General features: G+C 68.4%; 18 protein-coding genes, 1 other RNA gene and 1 riboswitch. Of the genes, 8 read left to right on the forward strand and 11 right to left on the reverse strand.

Annotated elements, in window-relative coordinates; translation table 11 throughout:
* Positions 1–11 precede the first annotated feature (11 nt).
* The 6 genes from cobO to AC1KAT_RS08705 are packed head-to-tail and all read right to left on the reverse strand — an operon-like array spanning position 12 to position 5,767.
* Positions 12–581 carry a cob(I)yrinic acid a,c-diamide adenosyltransferase gene (gene cobO / locus AC1KAT_RS08680; protein WP_480324842.1) on the reverse strand — a complete coding sequence of 190 codons (570 nt, stop codon included), beginning with the start codon at positions 579–581 and terminating at the stop codon, positions 12–14.
* A 60-nt stretch (positions 582–641) separates the two neighbouring features.
* Positions 642–1,409, reverse strand: a complete 768-nt coding sequence (locus AC1KAT_RS08685) for an ABC transporter ATP-binding protein (RefSeq protein WP_480324844.1) — start codon at positions 1,407–1,409, stop codon at positions 642–644.
* The gene (locus tag AC1KAT_RS08690; protein ID WP_480324846.1) at positions 1,406–2,449 is read right to left on the reverse strand and encodes a FecCD family ABC transporter permease; all 1,044 of its coding nucleotides are present in this window, start codon (positions 2,447–2,449) and stop codon (positions 1,406–1,408) included. Before AC1KAT_RS08690 ends, AC1KAT_RS08685 begins: the two co-directional genes overlap by 4 nt.
* Positions 2,449–3,345: an ABC transporter substrate-binding protein gene (locus tag AC1KAT_RS08695; RefSeq protein ID WP_480324848.1), complete on the reverse strand. Its 897-nt coding sequence runs from the start codon at positions 3,343–3,345 to the stop codon at positions 2,449–2,451. Before AC1KAT_RS08695 ends, AC1KAT_RS08690 begins: the two co-directional genes overlap by 1 nt.
* Positions 3,342–3,899: a bifunctional adenosylcobinamide kinase/adenosylcobinamide-phosphate guanylyltransferase gene (locus AC1KAT_RS08700; RefSeq protein ID WP_480324850.1), complete on the reverse strand. Its 558-nt coding sequence runs from the start codon at positions 3,897–3,899 to the stop codon at positions 3,342–3,344. Before AC1KAT_RS08700 ends, AC1KAT_RS08695 begins: the two co-directional genes overlap by 4 nt.
* 14 nt (positions 3,900–3,913) lie before the next feature.
* Positions 3,914–5,767, reverse strand: a complete 1,854-nt coding sequence (locus AC1KAT_RS08705; RefSeq protein ID WP_480324852.1) for a TonB-dependent receptor — start codon at positions 5,765–5,767, stop codon at positions 3,914–3,916.
* 168 nt (positions 5,768–5,935) lie between these two features.
* A riboswitch (cobalamin riboswitch) is annotated at positions 5,936–6,192 on the reverse strand.
* 90 nt (positions 6,193–6,282) lie between these two features.
* Here AC1KAT_RS08705 and zapB point away from each other — a divergent pair.
* The 5 genes from zapB to AC1KAT_RS08730 all read left to right on the forward strand — a co-directional run bounded on the left by zapB (position 6,283) and on the right by AC1KAT_RS08730 (position 8,468).
* Entirely contained in the window at positions 6,283–6,510 is a 228-nt protein-coding gene (zapB, locus tag AC1KAT_RS08710; RefSeq protein ID WP_480324854.1) for a cell division protein ZapB, read from the forward strand.
* Positions 6,511–6,512: 2 nt separating this feature from the next.
* Positions 6,513–6,833, forward strand: a complete 321-nt coding sequence (locus AC1KAT_RS08715) for a cell division protein ZapA (RefSeq protein WP_480326519.1) — start codon at positions 6,513–6,515, stop codon at positions 6,831–6,833.
* Between the two features lie 131 nt (positions 6,834–6,964).
* A non-coding RNA gene (ssrS, locus tag AC1KAT_RS08720) (6S RNA) lies at positions 6,965–7,146 on the forward strand.
* 24 nt (positions 7,147–7,170) lie between these two features.
* Positions 7,171–7,638, forward strand: a complete 468-nt coding sequence (locus tag AC1KAT_RS08725; RefSeq protein ID WP_480324856.1) for an EVE domain-containing protein — start codon at positions 7,171–7,173, stop codon at positions 7,636–7,638.
* A gap of 2 nt (positions 7,639–7,640) precedes the next feature.
* A complete protein-coding gene (locus AC1KAT_RS08730; RefSeq protein ID WP_480324858.1) occupies positions 7,641–8,468 on the forward strand; it encodes a sulfite exporter TauE/SafE family protein in 828 nt (275 codons plus the stop codon).
* A 16-nt stretch (positions 8,469–8,484) separates the two neighbouring features.
* On the opposite strand, the gene AC1KAT_RS08735 is transcribed toward AC1KAT_RS08730, so the two are convergent.
* Positions 8,485–9,078 carry a TetR/AcrR family transcriptional regulator gene (locus AC1KAT_RS08735; RefSeq protein WP_480324859.1) on the reverse strand — a complete coding sequence of 198 codons (594 nt, stop codon included), beginning with the start codon at positions 9,076–9,078 and terminating at the stop codon, positions 8,485–8,487.
* 63 nt (positions 9,079–9,141) lie between these two features.
* On the opposite strand from AC1KAT_RS08735, the gene AC1KAT_RS08740 reads away from it, so the two are divergent.
* Positions 9,142–9,570, forward strand: a complete 429-nt coding sequence (locus AC1KAT_RS08740) for a VOC family protein (protein WP_480324861.1) — start codon at positions 9,142–9,144, stop codon at positions 9,568–9,570.
* A gap of 14 nt (positions 9,571–9,584) precedes the next feature.
* Here AC1KAT_RS08740 and AC1KAT_RS08745 read toward each other — a convergent pair whose 3' ends face one another.
* The 4 genes from AC1KAT_RS08745 to AC1KAT_RS08760 all read right to left on the reverse strand — a co-directional run bounded on the left by AC1KAT_RS08745 (position 9,585) and on the right by AC1KAT_RS08760 (position 15,405).
* Positions 9,585–10,598 (reverse strand): GGDEF domain-containing protein, encoded by a 1,014-nt coding sequence (locus tag AC1KAT_RS08745; protein ID WP_480324863.1) that lies wholly within the window; start codon positions 10,596–10,598, stop codon positions 9,585–9,587.
* 282 nt (positions 10,599–10,880) lie between these two features.
* The gene (locus AC1KAT_RS08750; RefSeq protein ID WP_480324865.1) at positions 10,881–12,104 is read right to left on the reverse strand and encodes an MFS transporter; all 1,224 of its coding nucleotides are present in this window, start codon (positions 12,102–12,104) and stop codon (positions 10,881–10,883) included.
* A 157-nt stretch (positions 12,105–12,261) separates the two neighbouring features.
* Positions 12,262–13,500: an MFS transporter gene (locus tag AC1KAT_RS08755; RefSeq protein WP_480324867.1), complete on the reverse strand. Its 1,239-nt coding sequence runs from the start codon at positions 13,498–13,500 to the stop codon at positions 12,262–12,264.
* A 201-nt stretch (positions 13,501–13,701) separates the two neighbouring features.
* Complete coding sequence (locus AC1KAT_RS08760; RefSeq protein ID WP_480324869.1) at positions 13,702–15,405, reverse strand: bifunctional protein-serine/threonine kinase/phosphatase; 1,704 nt, start codon at positions 15,403–15,405, stop codon at positions 13,702–13,704.
* A 190-nt stretch (positions 15,406–15,595) separates the two neighbouring features.
* Here AC1KAT_RS08760 and nirB point away from each other — a divergent pair, with 190 nt between their 5' ends.
* Complete coding sequence (gene nirB, locus AC1KAT_RS08765) at positions 15,596–18,043, forward strand: nitrite reductase large subunit NirB (protein ID WP_480324871.1); 2,448 nt, start codon at positions 15,596–15,598, stop codon at positions 18,041–18,043.
* A 96-nt stretch (positions 18,044–18,139) separates the two neighbouring features.
* Positions 18,140–18,481, forward strand: a complete 342-nt coding sequence (gene nirD / locus AC1KAT_RS08770) for a nitrite reductase small subunit NirD (RefSeq protein WP_480324873.1) — start codon at positions 18,140–18,142, stop codon at positions 18,479–18,481.
* Positions 18,482–18,495: the final 14 nt, after the last annotated feature.

Raw genomic sequence — 18,495 nt, forward strand, 5'->3', positions numbered from 1 at the left:
CAGGGCGTCGGTCAATCTTCGATGCCGCGCTGCGCGGGCACCCCGGCCTTGAAGTGATGCTTCACGAGCGTCATCTCGGTCACCGTGTCGGCCAGTTCGACCAGCTCGGGCGGCGCACCACGGCCGGTGAGCACCACGTGCACATGCGGCGGGCGTTCACGCAGGCAGGTGAGCACGGCTTCGAGCGGCATCCACCCGTAGCGCAGCGGGTAGGTGATCTCGTCGAGCACGACGAGGAAGTGCTCGCCCGCGCGGATGGTTGCTTCAGCACGCGCCCAGCCGTCGCGCGCAAGCTGGGCCGAGTGGTCGAGGTCTTTGCTCTTCCACGAAAAGCCGTCGCCCAGGCCCTCGATGGGCACGCCCAGTTGCTCGAACATGCGGTGCTCGCCGAAACGCGCCGAAGGCACCTTCATGAACTGGTAGATCTTCACCGGCTTGCCCCGGCCATGGGCACGCAGCGCGAGGCCGAAGGCCGCGGTGCTCTTGCCCTTGCCGTCGCCGGTGTGGACGAGCACGAGGCCACGGCGTTCGCCGTCGGGCCGCTCGTAGCGGCGTTCGGTCGGGGGTGTTTCAATTTGCATGGTCCATTCCTGATTCAAAACCAATCACAACCGTTCGCCCTGAGCAGCGGGCCCTCGGCATCACAAATGCGGCACGGCCAGCCATTGCCCGCCGACGCGCTCGATGCGGATGGCTCCGCCGAACACATCGACCAGCGCGGCGTGCAGCGCCGGGTCGTCGCGCGGGCCTTCGGCGCAAATGCGCCCGGCACGCATCACCACCAGCCGGTCGGCGCGCAGGGCCAAGGGCAAGTCGTGCAGCACGCTGAGCACGGTGTGACCATCGCGCGCCAGCGTTTGCAGCAGGCGCACCAGCGCCACCTGGTGCGGCGGGTCGAGGTGGGTGGTGGGCTCGTCGAGCAACAGCAACGGGGCCTGCACCGCGAGTGCGCGCGCGAGCAACGCCCGCTGGCGTTCGCCACCCGACAGCTCGTGCAGGTGGCGGTCGGCCCAGGCTTCGCATTCGGTCGCGGCCATGGCCTGCTGCACCACCGCTTCGTCGAGCGGGCCGGGCGCTGCAAACAGGCCCAGGTGGGGCAGCCGGCCGAGGCGCACCACGTCGCGCACGGTGAGCTCGCCACTGGCCTCTGACTGCTGCGCGAGCCAGGCAATGCGCCGTGCGCGTTCACGCACGGGCAGCGTGTCGAGCGACGAGCCGTCAAGCGTCAAGCGGCCGGCGTTCAGGGGCTGCAGGCCGGCGAGTGCGCGCAGCAGTGTCGATTTGCCGGCGCCGTTGGGGCCGACGATCGCTGTCCAGCCCGGGCGCACCGACAGGTCCACCCCGTGCAGCACGGGCTGCTCGCCCAGCACGACCTGCAGGCCGTGTGCGGTCAACTGGGGTGCGGTCATCCCGCCCTCCGTCGATGCAAGAGCCACAGCAGATAGCCGCCACCCAGCGTGGCGGTGAGCACGCCCACCGGCAGTTCTTGCGGCGCGGTGAGGCTGCGCGCAAACACATCGGCCGCCAGCAGCAGCGCCCCGCCCATGGCCGCGCTGGCCACCAGCAGGTAGCCGTGGGCCGATGGCGCAAAGCGCCGCACCAAGTGCGGTGCAACCAGGCCCACGAAGGCCACCAGCCCCGCCTGCGACACCGCCAGCGCCGTGGCCAGCGCGAGCGCGCCGACCAGCGCGATGCGGATGCGCGACAAGGCCAGGCCGAGGCTGCGCGCGCTGTCTTCACCCAGCGTCAGCGCATCGAGCGCGCGCGACAGCCGCCAGGCCAGCGGCAGCGACAGCACCAGGCCCACGGCCAGCACGGCGCAGCTTTCCCAGCCCAGAAAGCCGGTGAAACCCAGCATGAAGGCCTGCTTGCCGCGCAGCGCATCGGGCGAAATCGTCGTCACCATGTCGCTGGCCGCCGAGAGCACGACACCGACCACGACGCCGGCCAGCAGCAGCCGCGCCGTGTGCTGCGCGCCGCGCGCGAGGCTGAGCGTGAGGGTCACACCGACCACCGAGCCGACGAAGGCCGCACCGACCAGCCCCATGCGCGACAAGAAGCCCGCCGTCGCGAGGCTGAGCGACGCGCCGCCCATCGCAGAGCCGGCCAGCACCAGCACGACCCCGAGCGACGCGCCCGAGGCCGAGCCCAGCAGATACGGGTCGGCCAGCGGGTTGCGGAACAGCCCTTGCGCCAGGCCGCCCGCCAGCCCCAGCAGCGCGCCGGTCAGCCATGCACCCAGGGTGCGAGGCAGGCGGATCTCGCCGACGATCAGCGCGGCGTCGGGGCCTTGCAGGGTCTGCATCAACAAGGCCGGCGACCAGCCCTCGCTGCCAGCGGCCAGCCCCGCCGCCATCAGCAGCAGCGACACGACCGCCAGCCCGAGGGCGAGGCGGCGGCGGGCATGCCGGTCGTGGGTCGTGGGCGGGATCGTGCGTGGGGCAGCCATCAGTGACGCTTGTCCGGCGGGGGTTTGTCGAGCGATTGCAGGCAGCCCAGAAGCGCCAACGCCGCCTCGCCCAGGCGGGGGCCGGGGCGCGTCAGCAGTTCGTAGCGCTCGTTGTCGAAGCCACAGGTGCGGCCGGCCTTCAACGCCTTGAGCGACGCCCAGCCGGGGCGCTGCGGCATGCCGTCGAGGTTGCGCCGCGCGGCCATCACCACGTCGGGCTGGGCCCGCACGACGAACTCAGGGTTGAGGCGCGGAAACGGGCCCATCTCGGGCGCAGCGATGTTGCCCAGGCCCAGGCGGATCAGCGTCTCGCCGAGAAACGAGCTGGCCCCGGCCGCGTAGGGCGAGGCGTCCACCTCGAAGTACACCCGCTGGCCGCGCAGCGCGGCCGGCGCCTGGCGCGCGGCCTCGGCGATGTCGCGCTCGATGCGGGCCCACAGCTGCGCGCCCTGCTGCGGCGTGCCCAGCAGCAGGGCCAGCGTCCCCAGGGCCTGGCGCACCTGTGCGTGCGAGTTCGAGTCGATCACCAGCACCTTGAGGCCCAGCCCTTCGAGCCGGTCGATCACACGGGCCGACGGCGCGGCCAGCACCACGTCGGGCTTGAGTGCCACGATGCGTTCGACCTGCGCGTCTTCGAGCCCACCCAGCTTGGGCAGGGCCTTCACCTCGGCAGGCCAGTTCGAAAAGCGGTCGGTGCCGACGAGCCGGGCGCAGGCACCCAGCGCACACACGCCCTCGGTCAGCGACGGCAGCAGCGACACGATGCGCTGCGGCGGGGCCGCCAGCGTGAGCGTGTGGCCCCGGTGGTCGGGCACCGTCACGGGCGCGGCCCGCGCCACGGCCGCGGCCACGCACGCCCACCCCACCGCGGCGAGGCATCGCCAGAACGCGTTCATCGTTTCACCGCCAGTTCGAGGCCGGCCACCATCAGCGTGACCTGCGTGCTGCAGGCCGCGACGGCCTGGTGCAGCCGGCCGAGTTCATCGACGAATCGGCGCGCCTCGCGGGTGAGCGGCGACAGGCCGAGGCCGATTTCGTTGGACACGCACACCACCGGGCCCGGTGCGGCGCGTAAGGCGTCGCACAGGCCGTCGATGTGCGCCGACAGGTCGGCGGCCGAGACCGCTGGGCCCTGCATCGGCATCAGCAGGTTGGTGAGCCACAGCGTCAGGCAGTCGATCACCACCATCTGCTGCGCGCTGCTGTGCTGCCTGACGGCGCGGGCCAGCTCGCGCGGCACCTCGTCCGTCGCCAGCCGGGGCACGCGCCAGGCACGGTCGGCCCGGTGACGGGCGATGCGCTCGCGCATCTCGTCGTCACCGGGCGTGGCGGTGGCCAGCAGCACGGCCGTGTGCTCGCTCGGCGCGAGCCACGCCGCCGCGCGCTGTTCGGCGCAACGCGACTTGCCGCTGCGCTGGCCGCCGAGGATGAGTTCAACCTGCTGCTGCATCACCCGGCCCTGCCTCAGAAGCTCGCGCGAACGGACAGGTTGAGCGCTCGGCCGTCTTCGGGGTAGATCGAACTCGGCGAGCCCGACACGCAGCGGAAGGCCAGCGTGTAGTGCTTGCGATCGGCCACGTTGGCAACGCCAAAGCCGATCTCGAGGTTCGGCTGCCGCCACACATAGCGCAGGTCGAGCGTGGCGTGGCCCGGCATGCGGCAGGCGTTGGCCGCGTCGGGGTGCTGCGACGACAGCGCGCGCCAGATGGCGTCGAAGCGGTGCGCGTCCGCCGGCGACCAGTCGGCCTGCAACGACAAGCTGCGCCGCGGCACCAGGGGCACGCTGCGCCCGTCGTTCGCGCCGGCGGTGAAGCGGGCTTGTCGATGGGCGGCGGTCAGGCGCAGGTTGATCGCGGGCTGAAGCGCGTGCGCCACTTCGAGCTCGACACCCTGGCGGCGCGTCGGGTCGAGGTTCACGTTCGCGCCGAAGCCGAAGGTGTTGGGCGCGGTGGCGTCGTAGGCGATCTCGTCGGTGAGCACGCTGCGATAGACCCGCAGTTCAGCGCGCGAGCCCGCCTCGCGCCAGCGTGCGCCGCCCTCGATGTCACGCGAGGTCTGCGGGCGCAGCGCGTTGCCGAAGGGCGTGAAGCCGATCTCGTCCACGTTGGGCAGGCGGAAGCTGCGACCCACGCGCGCAAACACCGACGCGCTCGCGCCCAGGGGTTGCAGGGCGCCGAGTTCCCAGGCGTGCATCGTGCGGTCGATGCTGGCGGCGGGCGCGTCGGTGCTGCGCTTGTCGATGTGCTCGGAGCGCAGCCCTGCGTTGAGGCGCGTGCCGCTGGGCAGCGTCAGGTCGTCCTTGGCGAACCAGGCGCGGGTGCGCTGGTTCGACAAGGATCCGAAGGCGCCGGCCACGTCGCGCCCCCATTCGGCGTGGTCGAAGCCGATCACCGCCGCGTTGGTGAAGGCACCGAACCGCGCCGTGTTGCGGGCCCGCAGCGACTGGTTGGTGGCGTCGATCTCGTAGGCGTAGCCGCTCGACAGGTTCTGCAGGTTCTTGTCGCGCCAACCGGCGTCGAACGCGAGTTGCCACGCTCCCAGGTCCAGTTCGCCGAATGCACCGTAGCGCGTGTTGGCGATGGACGCGTGGTTGGTCGGCGTGTTGGTCTGGCGCGGGTTCTGCGCGTACTGCAGGGCGGTCAGCGAACCCGGCAGGCCCGTGTCGAGCTTGTCGTGGGCATGGCGAAGGCCCACGCGCAGCGCATCGGTGCGCCACTGGGCGGTGAGCGACGCGCCCTCGACCTCGGAGTGGAAGTTGTCGCGGTGGTTGTCGGTGCTGCGCATGTTGAGCGACGCATCGAGGCTGACGTCACCCAGCGCCAGCGTGGCCGTGGCGCGGCCGTCGAGCAGGTTGTGGCTGCCGAGCGCCACGTAGGTCTGGGCGCTGCTCTGGCGCGCCTTGCCCCGGCCGGCCTTGGTGGTGATGACGATCGCCCCGCCCGTGGCGCCCTCGCCGTAGAGCACGGCGCTGTTGCCGCGAATCACCTCGATGCGATCCACCGAGTCGATGGGGATGCCGGCCAGGCGCGTTCCGCCCAGGTCGCCTTCGTTGATCTTGATGCCATCGACCACGATCGCCTGGTTGCTGCCCGCGGTGCTGCCGAAGCCGCGCAGGTCGAGCGAGTAGTCGCCGCCGCCGTACAGGTCCACACGGCCCTGCACGCCGGCGAGTTTCATCAGGGCCTCGTTGACCGTCGCGGCCCCGGAGGCGCGGATTTCGTCCGCCGTGATCACGCTGACACCGAAGCTGAGCTTGTCTGCGTCCTCGGGAAAGCGCGTCGCCGTCACCACCACGGGGGGCAGCTGGCTTTGCGCCATCGCGGCGCCGTGCAGGAAAGAGAAAAGGGAAAGTCCGGCGACCACGCAGGGTCGCGCAATGAACCGGGGCGCGCGGCCCGCGGCAAGAGAGATGCTCACGATGAAGGTTTCATTTGAACGTGCCAGCCTGCTTCCCCGCAGGCCCGCACCCATTGGTGCGCAGCGAGCCGCGCACCCCAAACGTTGGCCGGTATCCGGGCTGGCGGAACGACCCGTGCGACCTTCCCAGCATCCGAAGACACCAGTGGCTTGAGCACACGAGCTGAAAGCATGTCACCGAGGGCGACGACGCAGCTTTCGTCCGCTTACCGTTGCGGGGGCAGCGCAGGTGGGTGAGACATCCGTGGCGGATGGGACACCTCTGCTTCCCGTTTAACTGCGCCGGCGTGAACACCGGCACGAGCACCAACGCGTGGGATTGTAAGCAGCCGCAGGGCGACGCCTACAATCGGCCCACCTGTTCGCGCGCCCTCGCGCCCACCGTCTGCGCCTACTCTGTGGAGTCCCGGCCCGCCATGTCGAAGATCCAAGAACTTGCCGAGCGCGTGGAGCGCCTGCTGCTTCGGCACGAGGAGCTCAAGCGCACCAACGAACTGCTCGAACAGCAGGTCGGCACGCTGACGCAAGAGCGTGACAACCTCAAGTCGCGCCTGAACGCCGCGCGCGGCCGCATCGATGCGCTGCTGCAGCGCCTGCCCACCGAAACCACCGCCGCCGACAACACCGGAGCCCCCACGCCATGACCATGAAGCAGATGGAAGTGACGATCATGGGGCAGAGCTACATCCTCGGCTGCCCCGAAGGCGGCGAGACCTCGCTGCTCGAAGCCGTGGGCAATGTGGACCGCGAGATGAGCGCCATCCGCGATGCCGGGCGCGTCAAGGCCCGTGAGCGCATCGCGGTGCTGGCGGCGCTGAACCTCGCGTACTCGCTCGCCGAACGTCCGCTGCCGCCGCCGGTCGTCGCCCGCGCAGCGAGCGAAGGCACGGACAACGACGACGTGGACATCGACGCGCTGATCCGCCGCGTGGATCAGGCCCTGGGCGCCGACGGCCGCTTGCTCTGAGCGAAGCAAAAAGTCGTACGCCGGCGAGGCGCCGGCAATGCCCACGAGTGGGCCGAAGTCAAGCGTCTTTTCCTACGTTTCTGCACGGCCTACTGACTTGTTTGTGCAAGAGACCGACGCATAGAATGGCTTCGTCCGTTGCGTTCGCGTGAGTCCTATATTTCCTTGAACCGATGCTCGTAAGAGCCAGGGCTTGGAACATCGCCCGGTAGGTGTGATCGTCTCGCGTCAGATGAACCCGAAGCCCGGCTGACCTCGCCCACCTGAATCCGCTTGGGTTCAGGAATGCGGCTCCCGGTTCGCGGCGGACACCCTCTTTCTTTCAGCTTCCATTGCCATGGTCGAACAGTTTTGGCTCATGAAGAGCGAGCCGGATGAGTGTTCGATCGATGACTTGGCCGCGGCCGCGAAACAGACCGTCCCCTGGGTCGGCGTGCGCAACTACCAGGCACGCAACTTCATGCGCGATGCCATGCGCGTGGGCGACGGTGTGCTGTTCTATCACTCGTCTTGCCCCGAACCGGGCATCGCCGGCCTCGCGCGGGTGGCGAGCACCGCCTACGCCGACGCCACGCAGTTCGACCCGTCGAGCAAGTACCACGACCCCAAGGCCTCGCCCGACGCGCCGCGCTGGCTGCACGTGGACGTGCAGCTCGACCGCAAGACCCGGCTCTTGTCGCTGAAGGACATGCGCGCCGCCCCTTCGCTTGCGACCATGCAGGTGCTCAAGCCGGGCAACCGCCTCTCGATCACGCCGGTGACACCCGACGAGTGGCGCGCCGTGCTCGATCTTCTCGAAAGTTGACGATGGCCGATCTGCTGTCCGGCATGAGCATGCAGCTCATCGCCGAGTTGTTGGTGCTGGGCGCCTTCACCGGTTTTCTCGCGGGCCTGCTGGGCATCGGCGGCGGCATGCTGATGGTGCCGTTCATGACGCTGATCCTCGGCATGAAGGGCTTTCCGGCCGACTACATCGTGAAGATCGCGGTGGCGACCTCGCTGGCCACGATCTGCTTCACCTCGGTCTCGTCGGTGCGTGCGCACCACGCGCGCGGCGCGGTGCGCTGGGACATCGCCCGCGTGCTGGCGCCGGGCATCGTGTTTGGCTCGCTGCTCGGCGCGCAAATCGCCAAGGCCCTGCCCTCGCGCGGGCTGGCGCTGGTGTTCGCGGTGTTCGTCGCGTTTTCGGCGACGCAGATGTTCCTCGACAAGAAGCCCAAGCCCACGCGCGAACTGCCGGGGGCGCTGGGCATGTTCGGCGCGGGCGGCGTGATCGGCGTGCTGTCGGCCCTGGTCGGTGCGGGCGGTGGCTTCATCTCGGTGCCGTTCATGACCTGGTGCAACGTGAAGATCCACAACGCGGTGGCCACGTCGGCGGCGCTGGGCTTTCCGATCGCACTGGCGGGCACGTTGGGCTACATCTACGCGGGCTGGTCGCTCGAAGGCATGCCGTCGGGCACGCTGGGTTTCATCTACGTGCCGGCGCTGGTGGTGATCGCCATGGCCAGCGTGCTGACCGCGCCGCTCGGGGCACGCACCGCGCACCGTCTCGACGTGAAGCAGTTGAAGAAGGCCTTCGCGCTCGTGCTGTACGTGCTGGCGGCCTACATGCTCTACAAGGGCCTGAGCCTTTGAGCGCCTGAGGGGGCGTTCACCCCAGCAGGCCGTCGATCAAGAGGCGGATCGCCTTCTTGTAGCGCACGGCCGGCTCGCCCTGCGCAATGGCCAGGGCCGCCGCGTCGAACGCGGCCGAGAGCAGGCGCGTGAGGGCCTCCAGCGTCGGGCCGTCGGCCGGCTCACGGAGCGCTTCGCGCAGGCCTTCGCGCAACTCGGTTTCGCCAGCGGCTTCGGCCAGTTCGCGCAGCTGCGCGCGCGAAAGCACGGCCGGGGCATCCAGCAAGAGCAGGCGCGCGCGGCCGCCTTCGGCCATCGCGGCGAAGTACGCGTGGGCGCCACGCTCCAGGGCCTCATGCGGCGCCAGCCGGCCTTTCGAGCCCGCCGCGATGGCCGTGGCGACTTCACCGGCCGCCTGCCGCGCCACCGCGAAGAACAGCTCGGCCTTGTCGGCAAAGTGGTGGTACAGCGCGCCCCGGGTGACCTGCGCGGCGGCCACCAGCTCGGGCGTGCTGGTCTCGGCATAGCCCTTGGCGACGAAAAGCGGCCGGGCCGCCGCCACGAGCGCGGCGCGCGTCGCGTCGCTGCGTTCCTGATGCGTGCGTGGGGATGTTTTTGGGGCGATTGGCATACATGCAGACTGTATGTATTATGGAATTACATACACATTGTATGTATGAACCGGAGCCCCCTCATGAAATGCAAGCAGTCCTATCCCGTGCTGATGTCAAACGACGTGGCGCTCACCGCCCGCTTCTACGCGCAGCACTTCGGTTTCAAGCCCTTGTTCGACAGCGACTGGTACGTGCACCTGCAATCGACAGAGAACCCGGACGTGAACCTCGCGGTGGTGCAGGCGGACCACGAGACCATCCCCGCGCCAGGACGCCAGCCGGTCGCCGGCCTGCTGCTGAACTTCGAGGTGGACGACGTGGACGCCGAATACGAGCGGCTGCAGCGCGCAGGCCTGCCGGTCTTGCTGAGCCTGCGCGACGAGGCCTTCGGTCAGCGTCACTTCATCACGCGCGACCCGAACGGCGTGCTGATCGACGTGATCAAGCTGATCGCGCCGAGCGCCGAATTCTTGAAGCAGTACGCGCCGGGCGTGGCGGTGACGGCCTGAACGCGCGGCCGCCCTCAGGCGCCGTCAAAGCGGATGCTCGCCAGCGTGACGTGGTTGCCGCCGCGGCGCTGGGCCTCGGCGAGCGCCGCGTCGGCGGCCTGCAGCAGCTCTTCTTGCGAGTGCGCCGTGTGGGGGAAGCTCGCCACACCCATCGACACCGTGAAGCCGAGGTCGTTGCCATTGAGCATGACGATCTGCGTGGCGCACTGGCGGCGCAGGCCTTCCATGCGCGCATGCGCGGTGGCCAGACCGACGCCCGACAGCAGCACGGCGAACACGTCTTCGTCGCGGCGGCATGACGAGTCCATCGCGCGGGTGTTGCTGCGCAAAAGGCGACCCAGCGATTCGAGCACGCGCTGGCGCGCCTCTGAACCCTGCGATTGGGTCGATTCGCTGAGCGGGTCGAGCGCCACCGACACCAGCGAGAACTCGCGGTGCTCGCGCAACGACAGGTCCACCTCGCGGCGCAACTGGTCGTCGAACTGGCTGCGCTGGTACAGGCCGGTGACCCGGTCGTGCACGCTCGGGTCTTGCGACTCCTTGCGCAGCGCTTCGATGGTCTGCTGCTGTTGTTCGAGCTGGTGCAGCGCGGTCTGCAACTGGGCGTCGGCTTGCCGCTGGGCGGTGAGCTCGACCCACACGCAGGCGAGGTAACGCGCCGGGCCGCCTTCGGCCGAGGCCAGCGGCACGCGCGTGACGCTGAACTCGCGGCGTTGGCCGTCGCTCTCGATGCGATGTTCACTGACCTGCGCGACCGTCTGCACCCCGGCGGACTGGTCGGCCGCACGCAAGGCCGCACCGGCCTCGGAGGGCAGCCAGTCGTCGTCGGTCAGGCCTTCGAGGTCGGCTCGGCCCGACAGCAGGGTCATGCGGGGCGAAGCCCAGACGTAGCGGCCCGAGGCGAGGTCTTTCACCGCCCAGGCGCCCTCGACACGGTCGAGCACACACGACAACACGCCGCCCCAAACGCCAGGCGCGAGCTGCAACGAGGCCGACAGCGCCCTCGCCTGCTCGAAGCGTTCTACCAAGACCCGTTGATTCGATTCCGTCATTCGCTCACTCGATGCCAGCGTGCGTCAGCGCCGGCCGAACCCGGGCGCGCATGTCAATGCGGGGCTTTATGCACCGCCAGGGGGATCAGGAATACCCCTAGGTCATCATAGCGAGCGCTTCCGGGGGCCCGCGCTCACCCCCTCGGTCACAGGGTGTGAATACGTCGCGCGAACGAACCGGAAGCGGGCATGCGGGCGAGCAGTGAGCGGACGACCCTCATCAGATCGAGCCCCCCGCCCAGCGCAGAAGCAAGAGACTCAGGTGCCTTGCGGCACCACGCGGGCGCGGCCACCCTTCTCGGCCCAGGTGCGCGTCCAGCGGATCTGGACGATCTGCAGGACCACCAACACCACCAGCGTGCAGGCCGCGAAGGCGACGAAGCCCCACAGGTAGGTGTCGGTCAGTTGCTTGGACTGGCCCATCGCGTTCGGCACGAAGCTGCCGCCCAGCGCGCCGATCTCGCCGATCATCGAACCGGCCACCGCGGTGGTCAGCGGCCAGCGCAGCGGCACCAGCTGGAAGAGCGCCCCGTTGCCGGCACCCAGCGCCGCGAAGCACAGCATGAAGAGCAGCGTGGTCAGCGCCACGCTGGTGGACGACATGCCGCACAGCACCAGCGAGAGCGCCACCACCACCAGCACGCCGGTGAGGGTGTTCACGCCGCCGATCTTGTCGGACACATAGCCACCCAGCACCCGCACCGCCGAGCCCATCAGCGTGGCCAGCATCGTGAGTTGGCCTGCTTCGATCTTGGTGACCTTGAACTGGTCGTAGAAGTAGGTAGGCAGGAAGCTCGCCAGGCCGATGAAACCACCGAAGGTGATGACGTAGATCAGGCTGAACACCCAGCCGTCTTTCTCGAACAGGCAGGCGATGTGTTCACGGAAGGTCTGGTGCTCGATGTCGGGCGGCTCTTTGGCCATGAACCACATCACCGCGAGCGGCAGGCACATCGACAGCGCGGCCAGGCCGTACACCGTTTGCCAGCCGTAGGCGGTGGCCAGCGGCGGCGCGAACAGCACCGCGAGCACGGTGCCGCTGTTGCCGGCACCGGCGATGCCCATCGCCAGGCCCTTGTACTTGGGCGGGAACCAGCCCGAGCCCAGCGACAAAGCCACGCCGAAGCTCGCGCCGGCAATACCCAGCAGCACGCCCATGGCGAGCACGTGGTCGTACGAGTTGACGAAGTAGTAACCGCCGGCCAGCGCCGCGACGATCAGGCCCATCTCGACCATCGCCGCGTTCTTGCGGCCGATGTACTGCGCCAACACGCCGAGCGGAAAGCGCATCAGCGCGCCCGCCAGGATGGGCACCGACACCATGAACCCTTTTTGTGCGGCCGTGAGGTTGTAGGTCTCGCTGATGAACGGCGCCATCGCGCCATTGAGCACCCAGATGGCGAAACAGAAGTCGAAGTACAGGAAGGACGCGAACAGCGTGGGTGGATGTCCGGATTTCAGAAAGTCTTTGGCTGACGCCATGGGTGGTCCTCAGTGGTTTTTGATGGTCGAGCCGTGCGGTGCGCGGTCAGGGCCTGCGGCTTCGCACGTCGGCGGCGCCAGTGACGAGGCGCAGCGCGTGTTCAAAGCAAGAATGGGGCTCGACCTGCGGGGCACCCGCAGGTCGGGCGTCGAAGCCTCAGGCCGGCATCGGCGCGGCGCGTGCGCGGCCGCCTCGTTCGGCCCAGGTTCGCGTCCAGCGGATTTGCATGACGCGCATCATGAAAAGCACCAGCAGCGAGAGCACCGCGAAGAGCGCGAAGCCCCAGAAGTAGGTGCCGGTGTACTGACGCGACAGGCCCATCGCGTTGGGCACGAGGCCGCCGCCCAAGGCACCGATCTCGCCAATCATCGAACCGGCCACCGCGGTGGTCATCGGCCAGCGCAGTGGCACCAGTTGGAACAGCGCCCCGTTGCCAGCGCCCAGCGCGGCAAAGCACAGCATCAGAAGCAAGGTGGTCAGCACCAGCGAGTCGCCGGCCAGCCCGCACAGCATGAGCGTGACGCTGATGATGATGAGCACGGTGGTCAGCGTGTTGATGCCGCCCCAGTGGTCGGAGATCCAGCCGCCGAAGATGCGCAGCGCCGCGCCCATGAAGGCTGCCAGCATGGTGAGCTGGCCCGCCTGCACCTTGCTGACACCGAACTGGTCGTAGTAGTAGCTGGGCAGGAAGGTCGTCAGGCCGATGAAGCCGCCGAAGGTGATGGCGTAGATGATCGAGAAGGCCCAGCCGTCTTTCTCGAACAGGCAGGCGATGTGCTCGCGGAAGTTCGCGTGCTTGTCCACGTCGTCGGGTTCGCGCGCGAGGAAGATCATCACCAGCACCGGGAACATCAGCCCCAGCGCGGCCAGGCCGTAGACGGTCTGCCAGCCGTAGGCCTGGGCCAGTTGCGGCGCGAGCAAGGCCGAGACCGAGGTGCCGACGTTGCCGGCACCGACCAGCCCCATGGCCAGCCCCTTGTAGCGCGCCGGGAACGAGCCCGAGCCGAGCGACAGCGCCACGCCGAAGCTCGCGCCGGCGATGCCCAGCAGCACGCCCATCGCGAGCAGGTCGTTGAAGGTGTCGACGAAGAAATAGCCGAAGAGCAGCGCGATGGCGATGCCGCCCATCTCGACCAGCGTGGCGCTCTTGCGGCCGATGTACTGGGCGAGGATGCCCAGCGGGAAACGCATGATGGCGCCGGCGAAGATGGGCACCGACAGCATCAGGCCGACCTGGGCCGAGCTCAGTTGCAGCGACTCTTTGATGAAGGGCGCCATCGCGCCGTTGGTCACCCAGACGCCGCAGCAGTAAGCGAAGTAGATGAAAGACGCGAGCAGGGTCGGGCTGTGCCCGGCTTTCAAAAAGTTGCCCAGGAAGTTGCGGGTGCCCGCCATGGTTCAGGTCCTCAGTCGAAACGCTATGGTTGTTATTAGTGCGTAATGAGCGAAAACCGTGCCGGCCTGCACCAGGGCCAATCACCCCAAGCCAGTGATTCGGCGCGCCCATGTGGTGCGCTGGCGCACTTGGTGCGCACCAGAACTTGACCCCGCGCGCCAGCATCGCGCGTGACGTCGGCGCACGAAGAGTCGCCGCCGCTACCTCGGCAGGAACAGCAGCCAGTACACCAGCAGGACGTTCATCAGCAGCGACACCAGCAGGGCCACCTTCCACAGCCCACCGCGCGTGCGGGCCAGCAAGGGGGTCGCCGAGGCCGCCGGCAAGGGGCGCGAGGCCCCGCGTTCGAGCGCGAGCAGCAGCTCTTCGGCGGTCTCGAAGCGTTGTTTCTTCTCGCGCGCAACGGCCTTGAGCACGATGTGGTCGAGCCAGATCGGCACGTCGGGCCGCACGCGTGAGGGCGGCACCGGGTCGCGCTTATAGCGCGCCGACTGGAAGGGCTCGATCTCGCCGAAAGGCAGGCGCCCGGTGAGCAACTGGTAGAGCGTGACGCCCAGCGCGAACAGGTCGCTGCCGGGGTCCACCGGTTCGTCGTCCCACTGCTCGGGGTTCATGTAGCTGGGCGTGCCGGCATGCAGGCTGCGGTGCTCGGCGGGCTCGCTGCCCGACACCGCCACGCCCAGGTCGAGCAGGCGCAACTTGCCGTCTTCACCGAGGTGGAAGTTGCCGGGCTTGACGTCGCGGTGCACCACCCCCATGCGGTGCAATTGGCCCAGCGCACGGGCGGCGGCGACAGCCCAATCGAGCACCTCGCGCACGGCGATGGGGCGCGACTTGTCGGCCAGGCGCTGCTCCAGGGTCTGGCCGGTGTGCCAGGCATAGAGCAGGTAGAAGGCGGTGGGATCGACGGGCTCGCGCACCCGCACGAAGCCGAGTTCGGCGCGCTCGCTCACCCGGCCGGCGAGCCAGGCCTCGTGCGCGAGCATGGCGCGCTCGGCCGGGTCGCTGGCGCGCGAGGGGTGCAGCGTCTTCAAGGCCCACAGCTCGCGCGTGACGGGGTCGCGCACCTGGTAGAGCAGGTGCACGGCGGTGTCGGCGACGGGGGCGGTGACGGTGAAGCCATCGAGCGTGTCGCCGACCTTCAGGCGCGGCGGAATGGGCAGTTGCCGGCTGCGCAGCACCTCGTCATGCAGGCGCGCCTGCGCGAGCCCCTTCACGCGCAGCACGAGGGCGGTGCAGTTGTCGCGCGTGCCCGCGGCCAGTGCGGCGCGCACCAGGGCGTCGCTCGCTTCTTGTGCGTTGGGCGGATTCATCGCCAGCTCGGCGATGCGCGCGAGCGGCAGGCAGCCGTGCACGCCATCGCTGAGCAGCACGAAGGTGTCGCCGGGGCGCAGCTCGCCCTGGTCGTAATCGACCCGCACCGAGTCGTCGAGCCCGATGGCGCGCGTGAGGCCGCTCTTGAAGTCGATGTGCTCGATGCAGTGGTCGTGCGTGAGCTGCTGGCAGTCGCCGCCGCGAATCAGATAGGCGCGCGTGTCGCCCACGTGGGCCAGCGTCCAGGTCTGGCCGCGCAGCGACAGCGCCGTCAGCGTGGTCAGCGCCGCACCGCTCTTGCGCCGCTGGTTGTGGCCCGACAGCCAGGCGTTCTGCGCGCTGACGATGCGGTCGAAGACGACGGTCGTGTGCCAGGTGGGGGGGGCGGCGAAGTAGTCCTGCAGCAGGGTCATCACCGTGGTCTGCGCGGCCATGCGGCCCTCGCCGCCGGCCGAGACGCCATCGGCGATGGCGGCCACCAGGCCCTGGCTTTCTTCGTGCGCGCGAGGCGGCATGACGCCGGCGAAGTCTTCGTTGCGCTCGCGCGGGCCACTGAGGCTCGCGTGGCCGATGTCGATGTCAAAACTCATGGGGGAAAGCTGCTCGCACCCGCTTGGGGCAAGAGACAGACAAGAAGCAGGGGCATTTCAGATGAAGCAATTCTCTTGCCCGAAAACAGTGCGCCCGGCACCACATTGCGCCCAACAACGGGGTATGGCTTGGCACCAACATTGCTTCTTCTTGGCGCACTGAGTAGATACCTCGCAGAAGGACCGCCGGATGAAGAAGATGAAGTTGGTGATGATCGGCAACGGGATGGCCGGCGTTCGCACGCTCGAAGAGCTGCTGAAGATCGCCCCCGACCTGTACGACATCGCCGTGTTCGGGGCCGAGCCGCACCCGAACTACAACCGCATCCTCTTGTCGCCGGTGCTGGCCGGCGAGCAGACGCTCGACGAGATCGTCCTGAACCCGCTGTCTTGGTACGAAGAGAACCACATCACGCTGCACCTGGGCAAGAAGGTCGTGCATGTGGACCGCAAGAACCGCATCGTGCGCGCCGAAGACGGCACCGAAGAGCCGTACGACCGCCTGCTGATCGCCACCGGCTCGAACCCGTTCATCCTGCCGGTGCCGGGCAAAGAGCTGCAAGGCGTGATCGCCTACCGCGACATCGCCGACACCAACACCATGATCGAGGCGGCGGCCACCTACAAGCACGCCGTCGTGATCGGCGGCGGCCTGCTGGGCTTGGAGGCCGCCAACGGCCTGATGCTGCGCGGCATGCAGGTCACGGTCGTCCACATCATGCCGTGGCTGATGGAGCGCCAGCTCGACGACTCGGCCGGCAAGCTGCTGCAGAAGTCGCTCGAAGAGCGCGGCCTGAAGTTCATGATCGGCGCGCAGACGCAGGCACTCATCGGCGACCAGGACGGCGGCAAGGGCGGCCGCGTGATGGCCGTGCAGTTCAAGGACGGCACCGAGCTGCCGGCCGACCTGGTGGTCATGGCCGCCGGCATCCGCCCCAACACCGAACTGGCCGAAAAGATCGGCCTGCACTGCAACCGGGGCATCGTCGTCAACGACACGATGCAGACCATCACCGACCCGCGCATCTACTCGGTGGGCGAATGCGCGGCGCACCGCGGCATCGCCTACGGCCTGGTGGCGCCGCTGTTCGAGCAGGGCAAGGTCTGCGCGACTCACCTGGCCGAGTTCGGCATCGGACGCTACACGGGCTCGCAGACGTCCACCAAGCTCAAGGTCACCGGCATCGACCTGTTCTCGGCCGGCGACTTCATGGGCGGCGAGGGCTGCGAAGAAATCGTGATGAGCGACCCGTACGGCGGCGTCTACAAGAAGCTCGTCATCAAGGACGACAAGCTCGTCGGCGCCTGCATGTACGGCGACACGGTCGATGGCTCGTGGTACTTCAAGCTGATCCGCGACGGCCGCAAGGTCACAGACATCCGCGACAAGCTGATGTTCGGCGAGTCGAACATCGGCGACACCGGCCACCAGGGCCACAGCAAGGCCGCCGCCATGGCCGACAGCGACGAGGTCTGCGGCTGCAACGGCATCACCAAGGGCAGCATCTGCAAGGCCATCAAAGAGAAAGGCCTGTTCACGCTCGAAGAGGTGCGCAAGCACACCAAGGCCAGCGCGTCGTGCGGCTCGTGCACGGGGCTGGTCGAGCAGCTGATCATGTTCACGGCCGGTGGCGACTACTCGGCCACGCCGAAGAAGAAGGCCATGTGCGGCTGCAGCGACAACAGCCACCAGGAGGTGCGCGACGCCATCCGCGAGCAAAAGCTGCTGAGCATCGACGGCGTGTACAAGGCCCTGGGCTGGCGCACGCCGAACGGCTGTTCGAGCTGCCGCCCGGCGATCAACTACTACCTGATCAGCACCTGGCCGAAAGAAGCGAAAGACGACCCGCAATCGCGCTTCATCAACGAGCGCAGCCACGCCAACATCCAGAAAGACGGCACCTACTCGGTGGTGCCGCGCATGTGGGGCGGCGAGACCACGGCCAGCGAGCTGCGGCGCATTGCCGACGTGGTGGACAAGTACCAGATCCCCACCGTCAAGGTCACCGGCGGCCAGCGCATCGATCTGCTGGGCGTGAAGAAGGAAGACCTCGTCAACGTCTGGAAAGACATCGGCATGCCCAGCGGCCATGCCTACGCCAAGGCGCTGCGCACCGTGAAGACCTGCGTGGGCAGCGAGTGGTGCCGCATGGGCACGCAGAACAGCACCCAGCTCGGCAAAGACCTCGAGCGCGCCATGTGGCGCATGTACGCGCCGCACAAGGTGAAGTTCGCGGTGAGCGGCTGCCCGCGCAACTGCGCCGAGTCGGGCATCAAGGACGTGGGCGTGATCGGCGTCGATTCGGGCTGGGAGATGTACATCGCCGGCAACGGCGGCATCAAGACCGAGGTGGCGCACTTCTTCGTGAAGCTCAAGACGGCCGAAGAGGTCATCGAGTACACGGGCGCCTTCTGTGAGCTGTACCGCCAAGAGGGCTGGTACCTCGAACGCACGGTGCACTACGTGAACCGCGTGGGCCTCGACTACGTGAAGCAGCGAATCCTCGACGACCACGAGGGGCGCCGCGCGCTGTGGGCGCAGCTGAAGTTCGCGCTCGACGGCGAGCCCGACCCGTGGTTCGAGTTCGACAAGGCGCAGTTGGACACGCGCCAGTTCAGCGCCCTCACCCTGGGTTGATCCCCCGCAGCCGGTGGCGCCTCGCAAGCGCCCCAGCCCCTGGCCCCTGCACATCCGTCGCAGGTCGTGGCCCTCGATTGCAGCAAGGACAAGAAGATGAGCGAGTGGAAGCCCCTCTGCCGTATTGAAGACATTCCCGTGCTGGGTGCACGCCGTGTCGAGCGCGCGCAAGGCGTGGCCGTCGCTGTGTTTCGCAACGACCAGAACAAAGTGTTCGCGCTGCTCGACAAGTGCCCGCACAAGGGTGGCCCGCTGAGCCAGGGCATCGTCTATGGCGAAAGCGTCGCCTGCCCCCTGCACAACTGGAGCATCGGCCTCGGGACCGGCTGCGCGCACGAGCCCGACGAAGGTTGCACCACCCCGTTTCAAGTGAAGGTCGAGAACGGCGTTGTCCACCTGGACGCCGCCGAGCTCAACACCCTCGCCCTCGATTCCTGATCACCCGTTTGCCG

Source organism: Piscinibacter sp. PDB5-1, assembly GCF_056676035.1.